The organism is Streptomyces solicavernae, from assembly GCF_029968095.1.
Classification (GTDB): domain Bacteria; phylum Actinomycetota; class Actinomycetes; order Streptomycetales; family Streptomycetaceae; genus Streptomyces; species Streptomyces solicavernae.
Genome location: NZ_JASCIR010000058.1, coordinates 1 through 16,014, shown reverse-complemented (window position 1 = coordinate 16,014; position 16,014 = coordinate 1). Strand labels below are relative to the sequence as shown.

Annotated in this window: 21 protein-coding genes; 11 read left to right on the top strand and 10 right to left on the bottom strand. The window is 67.8% G+C overall.

The genetic code is table 11. The features are described 5' to 3' along the window. Nucleotides 1–1,280: helix-turn-helix transcriptional regulator (locus tag QIS99_RS31275; RefSeq protein ID WP_282517128.1), on the bottom strand; the 1,280-nt coding region annotated here is incomplete at its 3' end. 130 nt (nucleotides 1,281–1,410) lie between these two features. On the opposite strand from QIS99_RS31275, the gene QIS99_RS31270 reads away from it, so the two are divergent. The 6 genes from QIS99_RS31270 to QIS99_RS31245 all read left to right on the top strand — a co-directional run bounded on the left by QIS99_RS31270 (nucleotide 1,411) and on the right by QIS99_RS31245 (nucleotide 5,917). Then, nucleotides 1,411–1,998: a hypothetical protein gene (locus QIS99_RS31270; RefSeq protein ID WP_282517127.1), complete on the top strand. Its 588-nt coding sequence runs from the start codon at nucleotides 1,411–1,413 to the stop codon at nucleotides 1,996–1,998. Nucleotides 1,999–2,447: 449 nt separating this feature from the next. After that, nucleotides 2,448–2,666 carry a hypothetical protein gene (locus QIS99_RS31265; RefSeq protein WP_282517126.1) on the top strand — a complete coding sequence of 73 codons (219 nt, stop codon included), beginning with the start codon at nucleotides 2,448–2,450 and terminating at the stop codon, nucleotides 2,664–2,666. Nucleotides 2,667–3,714: 1,048 nt separating this feature from the next. Then, the gene (locus QIS99_RS31260) at nucleotides 3,715–4,581 is read left to right on the top strand and encodes an ATP-dependent DNA ligase (protein WP_282517125.1); all 867 of its coding nucleotides are present in this window, start codon (nucleotides 3,715–3,717) and stop codon (nucleotides 4,579–4,581) included. 114 nt (nucleotides 4,582–4,695) lie between these two features. Beyond that, a complete protein-coding gene (locus tag QIS99_RS31255) occupies nucleotides 4,696–5,193 on the top strand; it encodes a hypothetical protein (protein WP_282517124.1) in 498 nt (165 codons plus the stop codon). Between the two features lie 59 nt (nucleotides 5,194–5,252). After that, complete coding sequence (locus QIS99_RS31250) at nucleotides 5,253–5,525, top strand: ribbon-helix-helix protein, CopG family (protein ID WP_282517123.1); 273 nt, start codon at nucleotides 5,253–5,255, stop codon at nucleotides 5,523–5,525. Beyond that, nucleotides 5,522–5,917 carry a hypothetical protein gene (locus QIS99_RS31245; RefSeq protein WP_282517122.1) on the top strand — a complete coding sequence of 132 codons (396 nt, stop codon included), beginning with the start codon at nucleotides 5,522–5,524 and terminating at the stop codon, nucleotides 5,915–5,917. The genes QIS99_RS31250 and QIS99_RS31245 overlap by 4 nt, the downstream gene beginning before the upstream one ends. Nucleotides 5,918–6,132: 215 nt before the next feature. Here the strand turns inward: QIS99_RS31245 and QIS99_RS31240 are convergent, their stop codons facing one another. From QIS99_RS31240 to QIS99_RS31230, 3 genes are all read right to left on the bottom strand, one after another. Next, nucleotides 6,133–6,288: a hypothetical protein gene (locus QIS99_RS31240; protein WP_282517121.1), complete on the bottom strand. Its 156-nt coding sequence runs from the start codon at nucleotides 6,286–6,288 to the stop codon at nucleotides 6,133–6,135. A gap of 86 nt (nucleotides 6,289–6,374) precedes the next feature. Continuing rightward, nucleotides 6,375–6,623 (bottom strand): hypothetical protein, encoded by a 249-nt coding sequence (locus QIS99_RS31235; protein ID WP_282517120.1) that lies wholly within the window; start codon nucleotides 6,621–6,623, stop codon nucleotides 6,375–6,377. Continuing rightward, entirely contained in the window at nucleotides 6,620–7,429 is an 810-nt protein-coding gene (locus QIS99_RS31230) for a glycosyltransferase (RefSeq protein ID WP_282517119.1), read from the bottom strand. The genes QIS99_RS31235 and QIS99_RS31230 overlap by 4 nt, the downstream gene beginning before the upstream one ends. 769 nt (nucleotides 7,430–8,198) lie before the next feature. Here QIS99_RS31230 and QIS99_RS31225 point away from each other — a divergent pair. From QIS99_RS31225 to QIS99_RS31215, 3 genes are all read left to right on the top strand, one after another. Next, a complete protein-coding gene (locus QIS99_RS31225; RefSeq protein ID WP_282517118.1) occupies nucleotides 8,199–8,426 on the top strand; it encodes a hypothetical protein in 228 nt (75 codons plus the stop codon). Beyond that, nucleotides 8,423–9,328, top strand: a complete 906-nt coding sequence (locus QIS99_RS31220; RefSeq protein WP_282517117.1) for a sigma-70 family RNA polymerase sigma factor — start codon at nucleotides 8,423–8,425, stop codon at nucleotides 9,326–9,328. The genes QIS99_RS31225 and QIS99_RS31220 overlap by 4 nt, the downstream gene beginning before the upstream one ends. Nucleotides 9,329–10,290: 962 nt before the next feature. Further along, nucleotides 10,291–10,764: a hypothetical protein gene (locus QIS99_RS31215; RefSeq protein ID WP_282517116.1), complete on the top strand. Its 474-nt coding sequence runs from the start codon at nucleotides 10,291–10,293 to the stop codon at nucleotides 10,762–10,764. 57 nt (nucleotides 10,765–10,821) lie between these two features. Here the strand turns inward: QIS99_RS31215 and QIS99_RS31210 are convergent, their stop codons facing one another. Both QIS99_RS31210 and QIS99_RS31205 read right to left on the bottom strand, forming a co-directional pair. Continuing rightward, nucleotides 10,822–11,346 carry a hypothetical protein gene (locus QIS99_RS31210; RefSeq protein WP_282517115.1) on the bottom strand — a complete coding sequence of 175 codons (525 nt, stop codon included), beginning with the start codon at nucleotides 11,344–11,346 and terminating at the stop codon, nucleotides 10,822–10,824. 109 nt (nucleotides 11,347–11,455) lie between these two features. Then, complete coding sequence (locus QIS99_RS31205) at nucleotides 11,456–11,605, bottom strand: hypothetical protein (protein WP_282517114.1); 150 nt, start codon at nucleotides 11,603–11,605, stop codon at nucleotides 11,456–11,458. A gap of 213 nt (nucleotides 11,606–11,818) precedes the next feature. On the opposite strand from QIS99_RS31205, the gene QIS99_RS31200 reads away from it, so the two are divergent. After that, on the top strand, nucleotides 11,819–12,436 hold the full coding sequence (locus QIS99_RS31200) for a restriction endonuclease (protein WP_282517113.1): 618 nt from the start codon (nucleotides 11,819–11,821) through the stop codon (nucleotides 12,434–12,436). A 99-nt stretch (nucleotides 12,437–12,535) separates the two neighbouring features. Here QIS99_RS31200 and QIS99_RS31195 read toward each other — a convergent pair whose 3' ends face one another. From QIS99_RS31195 to QIS99_RS31185, 3 genes are all read right to left on the bottom strand, one after another. Next, nucleotides 12,536–12,757, bottom strand: a complete 222-nt coding sequence (locus QIS99_RS31195) for a hypothetical protein (RefSeq protein ID WP_282517112.1) — start codon at nucleotides 12,755–12,757, stop codon at nucleotides 12,536–12,538. A 549-nt stretch (nucleotides 12,758–13,306) separates the two neighbouring features. Beyond that, nucleotides 13,307–14,206: an IS3 family transposase gene (locus QIS99_RS31190; protein WP_408909668.1), complete on the bottom strand. Its 900-nt coding sequence runs from the start codon at nucleotides 14,204–14,206 to the stop codon at nucleotides 13,307–13,309. A 29-nt stretch (nucleotides 14,207–14,235) separates the two neighbouring features. Beyond that, complete coding sequence (locus QIS99_RS31185; RefSeq protein ID WP_282517111.1) at nucleotides 14,236–14,532, bottom strand: transposase; 297 nt, start codon at nucleotides 14,530–14,532, stop codon at nucleotides 14,236–14,238. Nucleotides 14,533–14,658: 126 nt separating this feature from the next. On the opposite strand from QIS99_RS31185, the gene QIS99_RS31180 reads away from it, so the two are divergent. Beyond that, nucleotides 14,659–14,844, top strand: a complete 186-nt coding sequence (locus QIS99_RS31180; protein ID WP_282517110.1) for a hypothetical protein — start codon at nucleotides 14,659–14,661, stop codon at nucleotides 14,842–14,844. 185 nt (nucleotides 14,845–15,029) lie between these two features. Here QIS99_RS31180 and QIS99_RS31175 read toward each other — a convergent pair whose 3' ends face one another. After that, on the bottom strand, nucleotides 15,030–15,212 hold the full coding sequence (locus tag QIS99_RS31175; RefSeq protein ID WP_282517109.1) for a hypothetical protein: 183 nt from the start codon (nucleotides 15,210–15,212) through the stop codon (nucleotides 15,030–15,032). Between the last annotated feature and the right edge of the window lie 802 nt (nucleotides 15,213–16,014).

The window sequence follows — 16,014 nt, the reverse complement described above, 5'->3', positions numbered from 1 at the left end:
GCGGAGGCTCGGCTCGCCAGGCGCTGAGCGAGGCAGCGGCTCGCCGCGGTTTCGGAGATGAGGGGGAGGCGGGCGGCGATGTTGCTGCAGCCGTCGTTGATGCGTACGGAGTGCACGCCGTCGGCGCAGTCCAAGAACTCGCCCCAGGTGGAGAGCGCTTCGGCTGTGTCGCCGCGCTTGAGCTGCACGTGGCCGAGGTCGGCCAGGACGATCGCGCGGGTGCGCCGCCGGTCCAGGCCATGCACGTCGAGCGATACGCGAAGGTACTCCTCGGCGGCTGCGAGGTCGCCCATGCGCGCGTGGATCATCCCGGCCTCATGGGCCCACCGGCCGTGGCTGTAGTGGCTCGCCCAGGTCTGCCCTGGCCTGGCCGGCGCCCGCTCGATCGCGGTCTGCGCCGCATGGAGCATGGCGGAGGCCGTCGTACGGTCGCCGTCGGCCGCGGCCGCACGCGCATAGGTGGTGCTGTAGTACGCCACAGCCTTGGGATTGGGGAGCCGACGTCCGCGCTGCTCGCAGGCCTCAGCGATCCGAACGGCGGTGGGGACGTGGCCCAGATCGACCGCCTGCTCGGCGATGCCCCGCAAGGCGGTCGCGGCGAGCTCGTTCTCTCCGGCTTCTGCGGCCAGCCGGTAGGCGTGCAGGTGGTACTGCTGGCTGAGACCGTCCATGCCCTCATCGCGCGCCATCCAGCCGATGAGCTGCACCAGTTCGGAGGTGGCCGCGTACAGGTCACGGCCGACGGCCTCGGTGAAGCGGCCGTTGAGCCACCGCTGCACGTCGAGGGTGAGGTAGCGGACGGCAAGGTGCCGGGCGTGCCCGCCGCCGAGCTCGGAGGCCGCGTTGCCGAGCGTGGTCGTCATCGTCCGCACCGCGGCGACTTCACCGGCGCCGACGCGAATGGGTCCTGGCCGGGCGACGCGGCGGGCGACCGCTTCCGCATCGGTCAGGTCGAGGGCGGCCAGGCCGACGGCGGCCGAAGCCGTGAGGAACTGCCGACGGTCCACGTCACTGCCTCCCAGTCGCATCACCGAGGTCACGGTATCGACGTGCTCCGGCTCATTGTCCTCGGCGGACAGATCCACGAGCAGGACCTCTTCGAGGTACGGCAGCCAGACCTGCGGCATACGAGTGCCGGCCTCCCACCGGTAGACCTGCTGGCGGTCGAGGAACCCAACCTTCCCCCAGCGGGCGAGGGAGAGCTCGTCGGCAAGGCGGGCCTGGCTGAGGTACGGCCTACGGGCCTCGCGGGCGGAACGGATGCGCTCTGCGATCGTCATGTCCGGCCGCTCTCGGTCCTGGTTCACAACTGGCAGACAACTGGTTGACAGTCTGGCAGCTCCTCACGGCGCCCGCAGCGGCGTTCACTGAACCTCGCCAGCACCAACTCCCCTGCCCCTGGAGGCAGTTGTGACCCTGACTCTGACCCGGCCCGCCCCCGAGCTGATCGCCGAGCGGGCCCGTGAAATCCACGAGACGTGGCTGGGCGACCCCGAGATGAGCGCCGTCCTCGACGGCTGCGCGAAGTACTCCTCGGACTGGGACGACTTCTACGGCGGCCCGCTCATCAGCCGTTACAGCGTGGCCCGCGACGCCGAGCACCTCCTGGCCGACGCCCTGAAGGTCATGGCCCTGAAGTCGGCCGTCTACGAGGCCACCGGCGACGAGCTCGCCGCCGAGATCCCGGTGCCGGTGCCAGTCGACGTCACCTGCCACGCCTTGTGCGCCCAGATCACGGCCCTGTCCCGGATCCAGCAGCGCACCGGGCACCCCTTCGTTCACAGCACGGTCAATGAGCACATCAACAACACGCCCTGGCGCAGCGGCGACTACACGCACCAGGCGTACCGCGCCGCGTTCGGGCCGGTGGCAGAGCGGTACTGGATCGACGCCGACGAGGCCGAGCGGCGCCGGGGCATCCTGGACGCCAAGTACGAGTCGATCGGAGTCACCGACCGCGGGCAAACAAGCGCCATCGGCTTCGCCCCCGCGCTGTAGCCGCGGCGCCGTCCTCGAGGGGCTCCGGCTCGCACACCGGCGCCACGCGGTCCGGCTCCAACCCGATTTTGTGGGGGTGGACGCAGGCCGGAGCCCCCTCAGGGGCGTAGCGGAAACCGTCGGCGGGGTTGAACGGGCACTCGCGGTTCGGCCGGTCGTAGACGACGAACTCGTCACGAGGCAGGCGGAGCGAGGGGCAGATCCCGCACACCGGCCTCTCGTCGCGCTCGGACTCGGTGATGAAGGGCCTGGGGGCGTCCATACAGCCGCACGATATCGGGATCGGCCAGACAGGTCCGGCCCTTCGGACAACAACGTCGCCCAGGCCGAACAGGGGGCCCACGCAAAGAGTGTGCGGCCCACCTCATCTGGGCACGACGCCATCAAGTCGCACCAGCAGAACCGCGATCAGACGTAACCCTGCCGCGTGTAGAGCGGTTGGCCTGGGAGTGGACCAGGACCAGGCCGAGTTCGGCGACTACGCCCCCGAGGATCTGCGGCGCCTGCCGCTGCTGACCCTGCAAGAAGCGCACGACATCCTCGGTGTCCTGCGGCGTGCCGCAGCAGGCAGTGGTGCCGAGGCGGCCGAGGCGCGGCGGTACGCACATGTGCTGGCCTACCGTCTTCCCGCCGCCGACCCCGCTCCTGCGGACGCACACCCCGAGTAGCCCGTCACGCCAGCGGAGCGCACCCGTCTGGCTGGAGACGCTCTGGCCTGCGCTGTTTGGGTAGGGCACGGTCAAGGTGGCCCGGCACTATGTCCCGGTCCCAACTTCCACCCAGGAGCGCCGAGTTGACCTACCAGCACCGCGATCTGAACCTGACCGACCCGACGACCGGCTTCATGCACTTCGTCGTGTACACCGAGCCGGACCGCAGCGTCGCCACCAACGCGCTGAACGCCCCGGTGACCATCGAGGGCGAGTCCCGCTGCGCACGGGAGTGGCTGGGCCGCCTGCAGCGCTGCGTGCCCAACGCCCTGCACTGCACACTCGTGGCCAGGGACGAAATCCCGAAGCTGTTCCACGCGTGCGTGAGCGACGACCCGAACAGCCCCTCCGCCCTTGCAGGTTCGGGCTGCAGCTGCTTGCAGACGTACTACGACCCCGAGTACGGACTGCCAGTCGTTGCCTCACACTTCCGGCACGGCGGCAGCGGCACCGACGAGTGGACGTACTCGACCTACGCCCCACTGGCTCTGCGCCCGGAAGATGTCTTCAGCCGGTTCATCGCCGACCGAGACGGACTCTGGGCTCGCACGGAGAAGGGCGTCCTGTCCCTTTCATCGCCGACCGAGACGGACTCTGGGCTCGCACGGAGAAGGGCGTCCTGTCCCTCCTGCCCCAACAACAGGCCACCGGCTACAACCTCGGCTACAACGGCGGCGGACCTCACGCACTCGCCGCCTACCTCTCCCAACTCGCCGCCACCGACGGGCGGAACACGGCCGCCGGCGTCCCGTACGAGAAGGCGCACCCCGCGATCCTCGCCTGGGCCCAGGACAAGAGCTCCAGGGGCACACCCGAGCTGACGCTCCAGGACCTCAAGGCGATGCAGCGCAGCTGAGCGGCTCCGATCACACCCACCAGGCTCCACCTCACAGCTCTGCCTGAAGACGTCCGTGATATCCGTTCATCACAGGAGAGCTGTGAGGCGCAACCCGCAGGGGGAGTAGCCCGTCGAGCGCCGCCAGGAGGTACGCCGCAGTCTGACGGGATGGAGTATCCCATCGACGTCGCGCTCGCCAGGGCCGTGCCTCGTCTCCCGGAGGGATCGGGCTGGTGGTTCGAGCCGAAGTTCGACGGCCACCGACTCGTTCTGTGGCGCGACGCCGACTCCGTACGCTGCCAGGCCCGCTCGGGCCGGACCGTCACCGCCGCATGGATGGACCTCGCCGTCGCCGGCATGGACGCACTGCGCCCCGGCACCGTCCTGGACGGCGAAGCCGTCATGTGGATCGGCGGGCGGCTCGACTTCTCCGCTGTGCAGGCCCGCGCGGCCTCAACTCCTCGGCGTGCGGCCGACCTTGCGCGGCAGTACCCCGCGCACTTCGCCGTCTTCGACTGCCTCGCCCTCGAGGGCGAAGACCTGCGGGCCCGGCCGTACGTGGAGCGCAGAGCCGCGCTCCTGGACGTCCTCGCCGACGTGCCGCCGCCGATCCAGGCGGTGCCGGCGACGGACGACAGAGACGTCGCGCTCGCCTGGTACGAGCAGCTCCCGGCCCAGGGCATCGAGGGGATCGTCGCGAAGCGCGCGACGTCTCCGTACCCGGGCGGGCGCCGGAGCTGGGTCAAGGTCCGGCACGCGGACACGGAGGACGCGGTCGTGGTCGGCTACCTCGGACCGCCAACGCGGCCGAGCAAGGTGGTGGTGCGGCTCGGGGACGGGGCGCGGGTCGTCTCGCAGACGCTGTCGGCTCCGGTCTCCGCCGCAGTGGCCCGGCACATCGCTGCGTCCGGCCCCGGACGACGAGCGCGGACACCGGACGGCGTGGCGTACGTGACCACCGGCCAGGGCCTGGTCGTCGAAGTCCTGGCCGGCACCACGAGGCACGTGGTGCTCACCGTGGTCCGCGTGCGGTAAAGCCCGCGCCGCGCCCAGCCGCCTCCCGGCCAACGACAACGAGCACCACGACGTACGCCACCTCCTCGCGCAAGTGCCCTCCGAGACGGGCCGCGAGCTGCATAAACTCGATCAATGAGCGATCCGACAGCCGTGATCGACGCCGAGGCCTTCCCACTGCACGTGGTGGGCGGCCCCCACCTGATGGTGATGGTGCCCGTTGCCGGAGATGCGGTAGAGGGGCTTGACGAGGCGTACACAGAGGCCTCGCTCGACGTCACCGAGTTCCAGACCACGGGCACCACGATCGATGCCCGCTGGGCGGTCCCGTCCGACCGTCAGCAGGTTCTCCTGCATCTCAAGGGACGGGCACCCCGCAGGTTCGATCTGACGGTCCGCTTCGAGTTGAAGACCCCTCGTCAGCGGCAGGGCTTCCTGGACATGGCCGCATTCGATGACAGAGGGCGAGTCAGCCTGTGGATCTACCCCGACCAGGAGGACACGGCACGGGCTGCGGTCGCGATGCAGAAGGGGGATATGGAGCTGTTCGTCTGTCTGGGCATCAGCGTGGAGGAAGACATTCCATGCCGCGCCCTGCGGCGCCTCGCCCAAACGCCCGGTACGGCGGTGTAGGACCGCAGAGGGCCCGCCCACCCCTTCTTACGCAGCGCATACGCCCGTATGCTGCCGGTATGTCGAAGGAACGGGTCACCATCTCCCTGGACCCAGAGCTCGCGGCTGCGATCCGGAAGCTCCAGGAAGCAGGCCAGATCGATTCGGTCTCCGCGTACGTGAGCGAAGCCGTCGAAGGCCGCCTCGCCCGGCACGAGCGCGCAGAGCGCGTCATCAGGAACTGGGCGAACGATGCCGAGGAACATAGCCCCTCGCAGTGGGCGCAGGCGTTGAGCTGGGCCCGCACCACCGCGCACAAGGACGAGCACACCGACACCCAGGGCGCCGCGTGATCGGCGGCTACATCCTCGACGCCAGCGCAGTCCGCCAACTCGCCCAGGGCAACCCGTACATGATCGCCCGCGTCTACGTCGCGGTCGAAAAGGTCCAGGCCCTCTACGTGCCCACCACCGCGCTCGCGGCCGGCCTCGTCGGACACGACCTCACCGCCGCCCGCCGCGAGCAGGTTGAACAGGCCCTCGAAGCCCCCGCGTTCCAGCTCCACGACCTCGACCAGCCCACCGCCCTCGCAGCGGCCGAGCTCGCCACCATGTGCCAGGTCGACATCGCCTCCGCGCACGTAGCGCATCTCGCCCTGCGCCGCCCCGGCCTGCCCGTACTCACCACCCGGCCCAGCGAGCTTCACAAGGTCCATCCGGCGATCGAGGTCGAGGAACTGCCTTAGCAGACGGGACTTGCACCCGAGAATGGTTCGCTTTTTCGTCGACGAAAAACCGAACTCGCCACTGAACTGATCACCGCGCCCCCCAATCCCCCAGATCGTCTGGGGGATTGGGGGCCCGTTTTCCCAGGTGGCAGAACTTCGCTCGGCAGGGATGCGTCGGCTCGCCGGGCCTGGCCGACCCATTCGGACGGCGACGGGTACTCCCGAACTCAGTGCTACTGCCCGCCCCGCATCTGCTTCAGTTGCGCTTGCAGCTTGGCGACCTCGTCACGCCACAGCTCGACGCACGTCGGGCAGTACGGACTGACGAGGGCGTGCCCGTAACGAGGAGTGGGCTGCTGGCAACAGACGCAGGGTCCCATCTGGCTCATGTGTTCCATTGTCCGTGACCGGCACCGAGAGGCCGGCCATGTGCGTGTCCGGAAATCCGGACACCGTGCGGCGCAAGGGCTGCAGGTCAGTGGCTCACCTTCGGGGGCCAGGGGTAGGGCATCGTGAACACCGTCGGCCACTTCGGGTGCACAGCAGTCTCGCCGTTCAGGGCGCGGGCGACGTCGGCGGCGGTGTGGTGCCAGTACGGGAGGCTGGTGAGACGACGGCCGGCCTCGGCGCGCAGCTGCTCGCGGAGTGGGGCGCGGGTGAGCCAGTCCTTCAGAGCGCGGCTCCAGGCGGGCACGTCGCCGCCGGGCACGTCGGACGCGATCACCGGAAGCCGCGCGTAAGGGATTCGCGGACGACGAGGGGGTTGTTCTCCGCCGTGGTCGCGAGGACCGTCACGTCGGCGGCCGCGTACGCGGCGGTGAGAGCCGCGCCCGCGAGCGGCCCGTCGAGGGTGATCCGCTCGGCCAGGCCGTGCCGCTCGACCGCGGTACGAACCCGGGCGACGTACGCCGGGTCTCCAAAGGGCCCGACGAGGCGACACCGCCAGGCGGGCAGGTCGGCGAGCGCGGCGAGTGCGGCGAGCGCTTCGACGAGGACGAGGTGCCCTTTGCGGGGCGTGATCGACGCGACGCACAGCAGCTCCGAGGCCCTGTCGGTCGAGCCGTAGGCGGCGTCGGCGATGCGGGCGCCGGGCTCGGCGACGTGCACCACGTCGAGCGGGAGACCGTGCTCGGCCGCGAGGCGCTGCGCGGTCGACTCGGACACGGTGACCACCGTGGCCGCGGTGCGCAGCGCCCGTCCTTCTCCGGCGTCGAGCGCGGCCGCGACCTCGGGTGCGAGGCCGGTCTCATCCCGCAGTGGCAGATGCACGAGGACGACCAGGCGCAGCCGCTCGGCCTCCGCCTCCAGGACGTCGGGGGCGGCCGAGCCGATCAGCCCGTCGAACAACACCACGGCCCCGTCGGGCAGCGAAGCCAGGGCCTGGGCGAGAGTGCGCAGCGCGGCCGCGTCCGGACGTGGCCAACTCCCGCCCACCGGCAGGGCGTTGATCTGCCACCCGGCGTGCGGCAGCTCCTCGAAGAGCGCCAGGTCGTAGACGTTCCCGCCCGACGGCCGGCCCGGATCGTCCACCTAGACCGGAACGACGAAATGCACCACGCGTGCCACGCGCATCAACTCCCCGATAGACCAACGTCTTTGACCCTAAGGGCCACGCTGCGTGGACCGCTTGGGCTGACCGCCCACCATGTAGAGCCGGCCCGACGCGGCCACCCCAGCCCAAAGAGGAAGGACATGATCACCACCCTCGTCCGAGGCCGTTCGAGCCACCTACCGCATGCGCGATGCCTCCGACCTGGAAGCCCTGCAGACCTTGCACCGCGAGACTCTCGCTGCGCACAACCGGATGGTGGGCACTGCCTCACCTGCAGTCCTCCAGGGCGCAGGAGGACGTGCATGAGGCCCGTCTGTCAGTGGCGCACGCTACGGTCGCCGAGTCCCTTCGCGGGACTCGTTCCCCGCCCGGCCCCCAGCTCGGGCCGGGCGGGGAACGATCTGTGCGGGCCCCCCTGTTCGGCACGGGGACGCGCCTCTTCCGGATGGAAGGCGACACCAAGGTGTCTCACGTCCATATGACTCGCTCACCGAAGCGATTGCAAGGACAATCCGGGAACTTCACCAGCCCGCCAATCTGGCGTGCGCGGCGAGTGCGGCAAACGGTCAATTCCTGACGCTGACCGAGCCCTCTGCGAAACCTAATGTTCCGCAATTCCTTGATCACGTGGCAATGCGTGCTTCGTTCGGTCCATTCTGAGTGCCCCTCATCAGCGGCTCGGCACCTGCTTGTTGAGGAATCCCTGACGTGGTCCGGATGGCTGCGGCATTGGCACCAAGGAGAGTGATGAGCAGCAAGAAGATAGTGCCAGCAACGGCGCTGGCACTGGCGCTGACGGTATTCGGCTGGAGCGCGATGATGACCGCGATGGGACACGCCGCAGTCATCGCCTCGCTGGCCCCCGTGCTCGGGCTGACCGTGCAGCAGGTCGTGAGCACCGTCCGCTCACGGACCACGCCTGCCTCCGGCCATCGCGTGGCCACGGTCCCCGACCAGGAGGACAGCGCCCCGTGACGAACTACTCCTCGGCGGCACGCGGTCCTGAACCATCGCGCCCCGGCCGCAAACTCGGCCCCATCGCTGCCAACGTCGGTACCCTCCACCGCGCGTGGCTGGGACCCATCCGCAACAGACACCTCGACAGCGGCCGAACTCTCATCGACCTGAGTGAGAGGGTTCCGCTGTCCAAGTCGAAGCTCTCCGAGCTGATGCGCGGCGTGGGCCACTACCCACGCTGGGAAGTCCTCCACCGCCTGGCCAGCGAACTGAACGCGCCGCATTGGCCCCTGTACAGACTCTGGCAGCAAGCCGCCCTCGACGCAGGCAAGAGCCGCGACTGGATCGAAGGCTCCACCGAACGGCACACCCTCATCACCACCAGACGGCCTGGACCCCCTCTGGAGTTCGACGCACTGCGCTCGATGGTGGAACTGGACTACCGCCGCTACGCCCGAGCCTTCCTCACTGAAGGCGCCTGCAAGGAGGCGATCGAAGACGCATTCGCCATCCTCTGGCTGTCGTTCAACGAGGCTCTCTCCAGCCCCGACACTCGCCGCTTCGCCTGGCTCATCCTGCGCTCCACCGTCATGGCCAGAGCCATGGACGACACCGGACACCCCAGACTGGAAATGGCCGCGTTCGACACCGTCGCTCTCAAGGAAAAGGAAGGCGCTGACCTCGAAGCCTGCGCTGAACAGCTGAGCGAGAGCCTGCAGCTGTTCCAGGCCATCAGCAAGCTGCCCGACGCCCAACTCGACGTCATGGTGCTGCGCTACCTGGGCGGCCTCACCCCCCAAAGAACCTCGAACCTGCTCGGCGTACCACTGGCTGCCATCAGGTCTGACGAGCGCCACGCCAAACGCAACCTGGAGCGTGTCATCCGCCCGCTGCCTGAGACCGGAGGACCCACCTCATGACACCTCTCGAAGAGATGCTGTCCAGGGCTCTACTCGTGCAAGAACCCAGAGTCCCCAAGGACACCGTCCCCCCCGCCGATAGCCCTCCCCAGGTCCAGTCAGCAGTGTCCCCTGGAGTCGCCATCGAACTGGCCAACTCCACTGCAGCGCAGGACCTGCGCGTATTGTGCGAAGCCCTCATCGCCCAAACTCCTGCCTCAGTCGTCACGGCCTTCATCACCGACGAGCTCCCCGAACCGGGAAGCGCTGTGATCCTCGCCTGCCTCCTCCAACTCACAGAGACCGACGACGGCGCCCGCTTCTGGTGGCAGTACGCAGCAGGCGCCGGGGAGAGCGCCGCCGCATACTGCCTCTACCTCCACCACCTCGCACTCGGAGAGGACGAAACAGCCCGCTGGTGGCACAGCCAAATCCAGGACAGCCGCTCGCGGGCAGCCACCTGGTTCCTGCGCCTCCTTCGCCGCCTTGCCGGGGGGACTCCCGGAAGACGATCCGCCGTAGTCAACGAGCTGATGGCCTACATGCCCAATGCCGTCGCAGTCGGATACCTTCGGGAACCCGACTGCGAACTCCCCATTCCCGGACCAGACTTCGCCGACGAGATCCAGGCGCGCTTGGATCCGCGCGGAAACCGATCCCGTAATGGAGCCACGTCTGCCATGCCTGCCCAGAGGACATGCAACGCGTAGAAGAGCAGGACTACTCCGCCCCGCCCTGCCTTGTCGAACGCGGCGATGCAGGGCGGAATCCTGAGCTGGCACTGCCCCGCCCCGTCGCTCGTTCGCAAAGTACGAGGCCCTGAATGCGGCTGGGGAGTACCCAGTCCAAGGTGCCGTTGCGGTGCCAGCTGCCCGGATTCCGTTACACGTGCGAGTGCTGCTGGGTGAATGTGCGGGTGCCGAGGCCTGGACCCCGGGACGATGGGCAGGCTTGGGCGGCGTCCAAGATCTCGGAGGGCTTTCGTGGCCAGGATCCTTCTCAGTACCGACCATGTTCACCGGCCGCGGCGGCGGTGGTTTCCGCCGACCGCCGACGAGGAGAAGGAGCATGGTGCTGTTGTCGGTCTGGTCGCGCAGCTGTATGACGCGGTCCTAGACAAGTGCGCGCAGTGCCAGCAGGAGCTGCTGGCGCATGTGGCCGGCGACCCGTCGACCGCGGGCGTGCTCGTCGGCTGGGCGTGTCTGATCACCTCCGAGAACTACGGAGAGTTGCCGTGGATCCTGCTGGAGGGAGCCGAGCGCGCCGATGCCCCGTTCCAGCCGTCGGCAGCGTTCTGCAGCATCGCCGCCGAGTACGACCACTGCGGGCTCGGCCCGGCTGGCCTGTACGCCTTCTGCGGCGCGCTGTCGGACGATGAGCGGCTTCAGGCGGCCGAGACAGCCCTTGAGATCGTCGTCGGGCTCGACGACTTCGGACTCGACTTCATGTTCCGGTGAGAAGTTGTTTCTGAACCCTCGGCCAAGATGACTCAAGCTTCTCTCTGCTGGAGATCTTCAGCGTCGGATCTGAAGTGATCGGCGGACTGTGTCGAGAATTGGGTGGTGTTCGGGCCGGTGGTCCGGGCCCGGTTCGATGGTGCAGCCGTGGTGGCTGGCGAGGTATCGCCCGCCGTGTAGCACGCATCCAGTGACGGATGGGCCGGTCAGGGGCTTGAGGCGGACGGCTTCCTCAGGGCCTTCGCAGAGGTCCTGGTTGTCGCCTGCGGCTGTGCAGCGGACTCCGGTGCCGCCAGCGGCCAGGGCCAGGTCGGGGTGTTGGCGTTGGAGAAGGTCCAGGGCTTGGGCCAGGGAAAGGTTCGCGGTGTGGCAGGCCTCGCTGAGTTCAGCGAGGGCTTCGCGCAACGCGGCTGCGCTGGGCGGGAGTTGGTCTTGGAGCTCAGTGTCGGATTCGAGTGTGGCGATGGCGTGGAACGCGAGGGCGTCGAGATCTGGACTGACGCTGGGGTCGGCTGCGCAAGCCTCGATGAGGTGGAGTAGTCGGTTGGCGGCTTGCACCGCTTGTCGTGTCGCGTCGTCCACGAGAACGCCTCCTGGGGCTTCAATGTGTGGTTCGAAGTCTGGATTCTGCAGGTCAGGCGGCTTGTGCGAGCTGGCTCCGGACGGCTGACGACTTCGGCCGACGGGTGAGTCAACGGGTCATGAGCGTGATCGTGGCCCAGGTGATCAACGCCTCGGAGTGCTGGATGACCTGGCGGTGGGTGCAGCCACCGACGTCGTTGTAGCTGGTGACGATGTTGGCGGCGCGATCGACGATGCGCGGCCACTGGACTCTGGGCACACCGGTACATGTACCCCTCGGGTCAGCGGCGGTTACCTTCCGAAACCGATGACCTTGGTGGTGTTGGGCGGGCGAGGCCCTCTTGCCAGCGGTGGGGAGGACTTTGACACTGCAGATCATGAGTGCAGGGGGAGTGGGGGAGTGATGGCAGCGCGACGGCGGCGCCGGCGTATGAGGAAGCGCACGCGTAGGCAAGTGCAGGGTTGGGGCACCATGGCGACGGTCATCGTCGTGGTGTGGGTGGCGGGGAATTGGGCGAGGGTGTGGCCCGTCCTCGTGACCGTGCTAGCCGTCTCCGTGGTGGGTGGGGTCGGTTGGGGCCTCTTGCGGGCGCACCGGAGCGCAGTCGGAGAGGACCAGCAGTGGCGCGCCCAGGAGGAGGCGAAGGCACGGGAGCTGTCGATGACGGAGGTCGACGCGCTTTCCTGGCAAGACTTCGAGAAGTACGTCGCCGATCTGTGCCGCCGGGACGGCTGCCGCCAAGTCGAGGTCACGGGCAAGAGTGGAGACCTCGGCGCAGACGTGACCGCCTACCTCGCCGACGGCCGGCGCTTGATCATCCAATGCAAGAAGTACGCGCCGCACCGCAGCGTCTCCTCGCGCGAGATGCAGCAATTCGTCGGTACCGCGCGCCCCGAGCACGGCGCGGACGTCGCCCTGTACGTCACTACCTGCCGCGCGTTCACCAGGGAGGCGCTCGGGCTGGCTCTGCGGCAGGACATCGTGGCCATGCACCGTGACCTGCTGGGTTCCTGGGTCAAGGGCGCACACCTTGAGACTCTGATCCCCCTAAACGGAACCGGCGGCGGCACACGGCGGCAGCGCGCCTAATGGGAGACGGGAACGGTCCGTTCGCGCTTCTGGACGAAGCAACGGTGGCCATCCAAAATGGCCCCGGCAACATCGAGACGCAGACGTGTCGGTGAGGTCCTACTCCTCCTCGGCTTCGACCAGTTCGAAGTCGCCGTCGCTATCTCGGGCTATGCGAAGCCCGTCGTGTGTTCGCATCTGGGCTAGCCTCCAGCCGAGCTCTATCAGCTGGTGGTTCTTGTACAGGTCCGAGTAGTCGGCGACTTCCCGGGCCGTCATGCCGCGCCCCTTGTCCCGGCGGCGGTGCATCTTGGCCATGACCTTGTGCAGGGCCTCTTCCATGTCAATTCCTCCGGTAGTGATCGGCACCGCGGGCAGTGTGCCGCGCTGGCAGGGGCGGACGGCAAGAAGCCCTGAAGTCCCTCAAAAACCTTGGGTTTTGCGGGACTTCAGGGCTTCTATTATTCAGCAGCACTTGCCGGATCCTGGTCGGGATGGCTCAGGTCTGCCGGCCTCGGCACGCAAGCGTCCCGTCTGGTTGTCCGTCGGGGATGGATCCCGGCTCCGGGACCGCCATTCGGAGGGCGGCAGTTCCTCGACGCGTGCCAGCGCCGGTACCGGGAGCGCACGGGCTGAACGAGCTATTGAGGACGGCATCCTGTACGTCGGCGGCAAGTTCGGCGAACCGCATGGCTCCCTTGTCACTGCGGTCGCACCGCAAATTCGTTGGCTGGTCTTTGCATCTGAGCTGGGCTTTCAGCCGCTTCCGACGCACGAAGCTACCTGTGAGTGCCCGCAGGCTGTCAGTCCTCGGGCCTAGACTCGTGCACGCGCAAAGGGAGCTCCACCTCAACTCGGTTTGTCAATCCCCTGGTTTCGTAGAGACTTTGGTTATGCAGCCTGGTCCTGGTGACCGGTGTGGCCACGTGCTTCTCGAATGGTGTTCTCGAAGGTGACGGGCGGCTGCCCGCCGGCCGCGCTGTGGCGACGCCTGATGTTGTAGAAGTCCGTGATCCAGGTCGCGATCCTGATCCTCGCCTCGGCCCTGGTCGCGAAACGGTGCCGGTGGACGTACTCGACCTTGAGCACGGAGTGGAACGACTCGGCCGCGGCGTTGTCCAGCGCCGACCCCACGCGCCCCATGGACTGGCTCACGCCCCAGCGGCCGCAGAGCTGTTGGAACGCCTCGCTGGTGTATTCCGAGCCACGGTCGGTATGAAAGATCACGCCGTCCACGTCACCGCCGCGGGTGGTGATCGCCATCTTCAACGCGGCGCTGACCAGCTCGGTGTCGTGCCGGGATCCCATGGCGTACCCGAGCGTCCGGCGGGAGAACGCGTCGTGGACGGAGGCGAGGTAGAGCTTGCCCTCGTCGGTCTCGATCTCCGTCATGTCGCCCCACCACAGTACGTCCGGCGCGACCGCGTCGAACCCACGTCGCACCAGGTCAGGGGCGGCCTTCCGGGTGCCCTGGCGGGTAAGCGACCTGCGTCTTCGGGGCGGTTTGCGGCCCTGGAGGCCGAGCTCGGCCATGATCTCGGCGACGGTGTTCTGCGACACCTGCCAGCCCTCCTCCCACAGGTCCAGCGTGATCCGCGGCGAGCCGTACGTCCGGCCGGACCGGTCGAAGAAGTCCCGGATCCGTTCCTCCAACTCAGCCCGCCTGACCTCCCGTTGGGTCGCCCTTTCGGGGCGCCGACGCCATTTGTAGAACCACGCCTCCGACACTCCCAGTGCCCGGCAGGAGGTGCGGTGCGGAATCTTGTGCTCGGTCTTCTGGTCGCTGATCACCCCGACGACAGCCGCCGGGTCCGCCACAGCTACTTCACCCAGATGACCATGCAGCGTTTGAGGACATCACGCTCCATGGACAACTCCTTGTTGTCCTTCCTGAGCTGGGCGTTCTCCCGCCGCAGCCGGGCAAGCTCGTCGTTGTCCACCGCCTGGCCGGTCCCGGCCCTGCCAGCCCTTCGGGCCCGTGAGACCCAGCTCGCCAGCGTCGTCTCGTTGATCCCCAAGTCCTTCGCGACCTCGCCGACCGGCTTCTCGGTCTCGGTCACGATCCGCACGGCCCCCTCACGGAACTCCGCGTCGAACTTCCGCCTCTTCTCCGCCATGACTCCCAACTTCCCCTGCAGCCACGGTCTCTACGCTACGAGGGGATGGTCAGTTTCCTAGGCCTGGTGTTGAGGAGGGGCTCCCTTACGAACTCCACCACGAGACATCTGAAGGGAAGTTCCACGATGGACACTAACAAGGTAGCCGTTCCCACTGACAACCTGCTCGGCCGTTTACGCCGTTGTGCGCAGCAGTGGCACCGCCGGCACGGGCGCGCGGTGTACGAGAAGGTGCTGCACGGCGCGGCAACTGGGATCGGCAGCGGCGCCGTCAGCCTCGTCACCCTGTGGGTTCAGAGCCGTTTCTTCTGAGTACCTTGAGCCGCCGGCCTCGCTTCGGCGCGCCATTGCGCGCCCCGCAGCGGCCTGTTCCTCGACGAAGCGGCTGGGGCCTGGTCGCCGTCCGGTCGCGGGCGGCGGTGTTGGACGTGGGGCCGTGCGGGACTGGGGAGTTCGTCGGGTGGGTGCCCGATTGGTCTGGGCACCCACCGTTGGGGTCAGATGAGGTTCAGTTCGGCTGCGGCCAGGACTGCCAATCCAAGCGTTACCAGTTGCACGGTGGTTCGGAAGGTCCGGCGGGTGGTGGTGATGCGTGTGCCACCGATCCGGAGTTCTGCGTACGCGTTCTTCTGGCGGGGCCTTGGTTGCTGTGCCGCCTCGGGGGCCTGTTGGGTGGGCATGCCTCTCTCCTCTTCTGTGGTGCGAAGCTGACGGGCCGCACTTTCAAGGAGGGAAGGGCTAGCTGCGCAACTTGGCTCTGGCCCTGGATAGGTTGAGCTGGAAGCAGCGTTGTGCACGGGCCGAGAGGCTCGCGCTGGTCCTGGTGGTGGTCGTCCTGCGCAGGCTGGCGATGAGTGCTCACCCAGCTCCGGGGTGTGTGACCTCGCTTGGCTTCGCGTAGACGAGCAGCTGCAGTTCAACCTCGGCGGTGCACTCGCCGCAGCGTCGAACATCGACATTGCCCTCCACTCGCACATGGATCATCTCGGCTGTCTCCCTGCAGCTGGGGCAGCGCGCTTCACGGACAGTGCGTATCGGGTGTGTCATCCCCTCATCCTGCGGCATCCGGCCTGGTGGTGGGTCAGGTTCACGGGGGTTGTGGGATGGTGACTTTGTGTCACGGTCTGGGCCTGTAACCGATGTTGCCTATAGGCAAGGTCAATGGCCGAAACAGCCATTGGAATGGCAGATAACGCCATTGGAAACCGCCCTGACCTGGGAAAACGTCAACTCCCTCTGTACACAAAGAGAACCCCCAACCCACCGCCATCTCTCGCTCCCCGTACACCCTCTGACGAACCCTCACCCCCTGTGCTCCGCACCGAAGGTGTGGAGCACAGCTCCTTGAACCATTCGATCTTGAAACAGGCACCCGAAAACCGACGCCCCCCAACCCTCCAGCCCGCCCCTCGACTTCGCGGAGCGAAGTCGACATCGCGTCGCGGAGCGACGCGATCAAGGATCGCGGAGCGATCCTGACCA

What these genes read in the sequence shown, in the direction of transcription:
- QIS99_RS31255 (WP_282517124.1), top strand. Translation starts at nt 4,696, where the DNA reads ATGAGCGATCCGACAGCCGTGATCGACGCCGAGGCCTTCCCACTGCAC.
- QIS99_RS31240 (WP_282517121.1), bottom strand. Translation starts at nt 6,288, where the DNA reads ATGAGCCAGATGGGACCCTGCGTCTGTTGCCAGCAGCCCACTCCTCGT.
- QIS99_RS31180 (WP_282517110.1), top strand. Translation starts at nt 14,659, where the DNA reads ATGGACACTAACAAGGTAGCCGTTCCCACTGACAACCTGCTCGGCCGT.
- QIS99_RS31185 (WP_282517111.1), bottom strand. Translation starts at nt 14,532, where the DNA reads ATGGCGGAGAAGAGGCGGAAGTTCGACGCGGAGTTCCGTGAGGGGGCC.
- QIS99_RS31200 (WP_282517113.1), top strand. Translation starts at nt 11,819, where the DNA reads ATGGCGACGGTCATCGTCGTGGTGTGGGTGGCGGGGAATTGGGCGAGG.
- QIS99_RS31225 (WP_282517118.1), top strand. Translation starts at nt 8,199, where the DNA reads ATGAGCAGCAAGAAGATAGTGCCAGCAACGGCGCTGGCACTGGCGCTG.
- QIS99_RS31175 (WP_282517109.1), bottom strand. Translation starts at nt 15,212, where the DNA reads ATGCCCACCCAACAGGCCCCCGAGGCGGCACAGCAACCAAGGCCCCGC.
- QIS99_RS31195 (WP_282517112.1), bottom strand. Translation starts at nt 12,757, where the DNA reads ATGGAAGAGGCCCTGCACAAGGTCATGGCCAAGATGCACCGCCGCCGG.
- QIS99_RS31250 (WP_282517123.1), top strand. Translation starts at nt 5,253, where the DNA reads ATGTCGAAGGAACGGGTCACCATCTCCCTGGACCCAGAGCTCGCGGCT.
- QIS99_RS31260 (WP_282517125.1), top strand. Translation starts at nt 3,715, where the DNA reads ATGGAGTATCCCATCGACGTCGCGCTCGCCAGGGCCGTGCCTCGTCTC.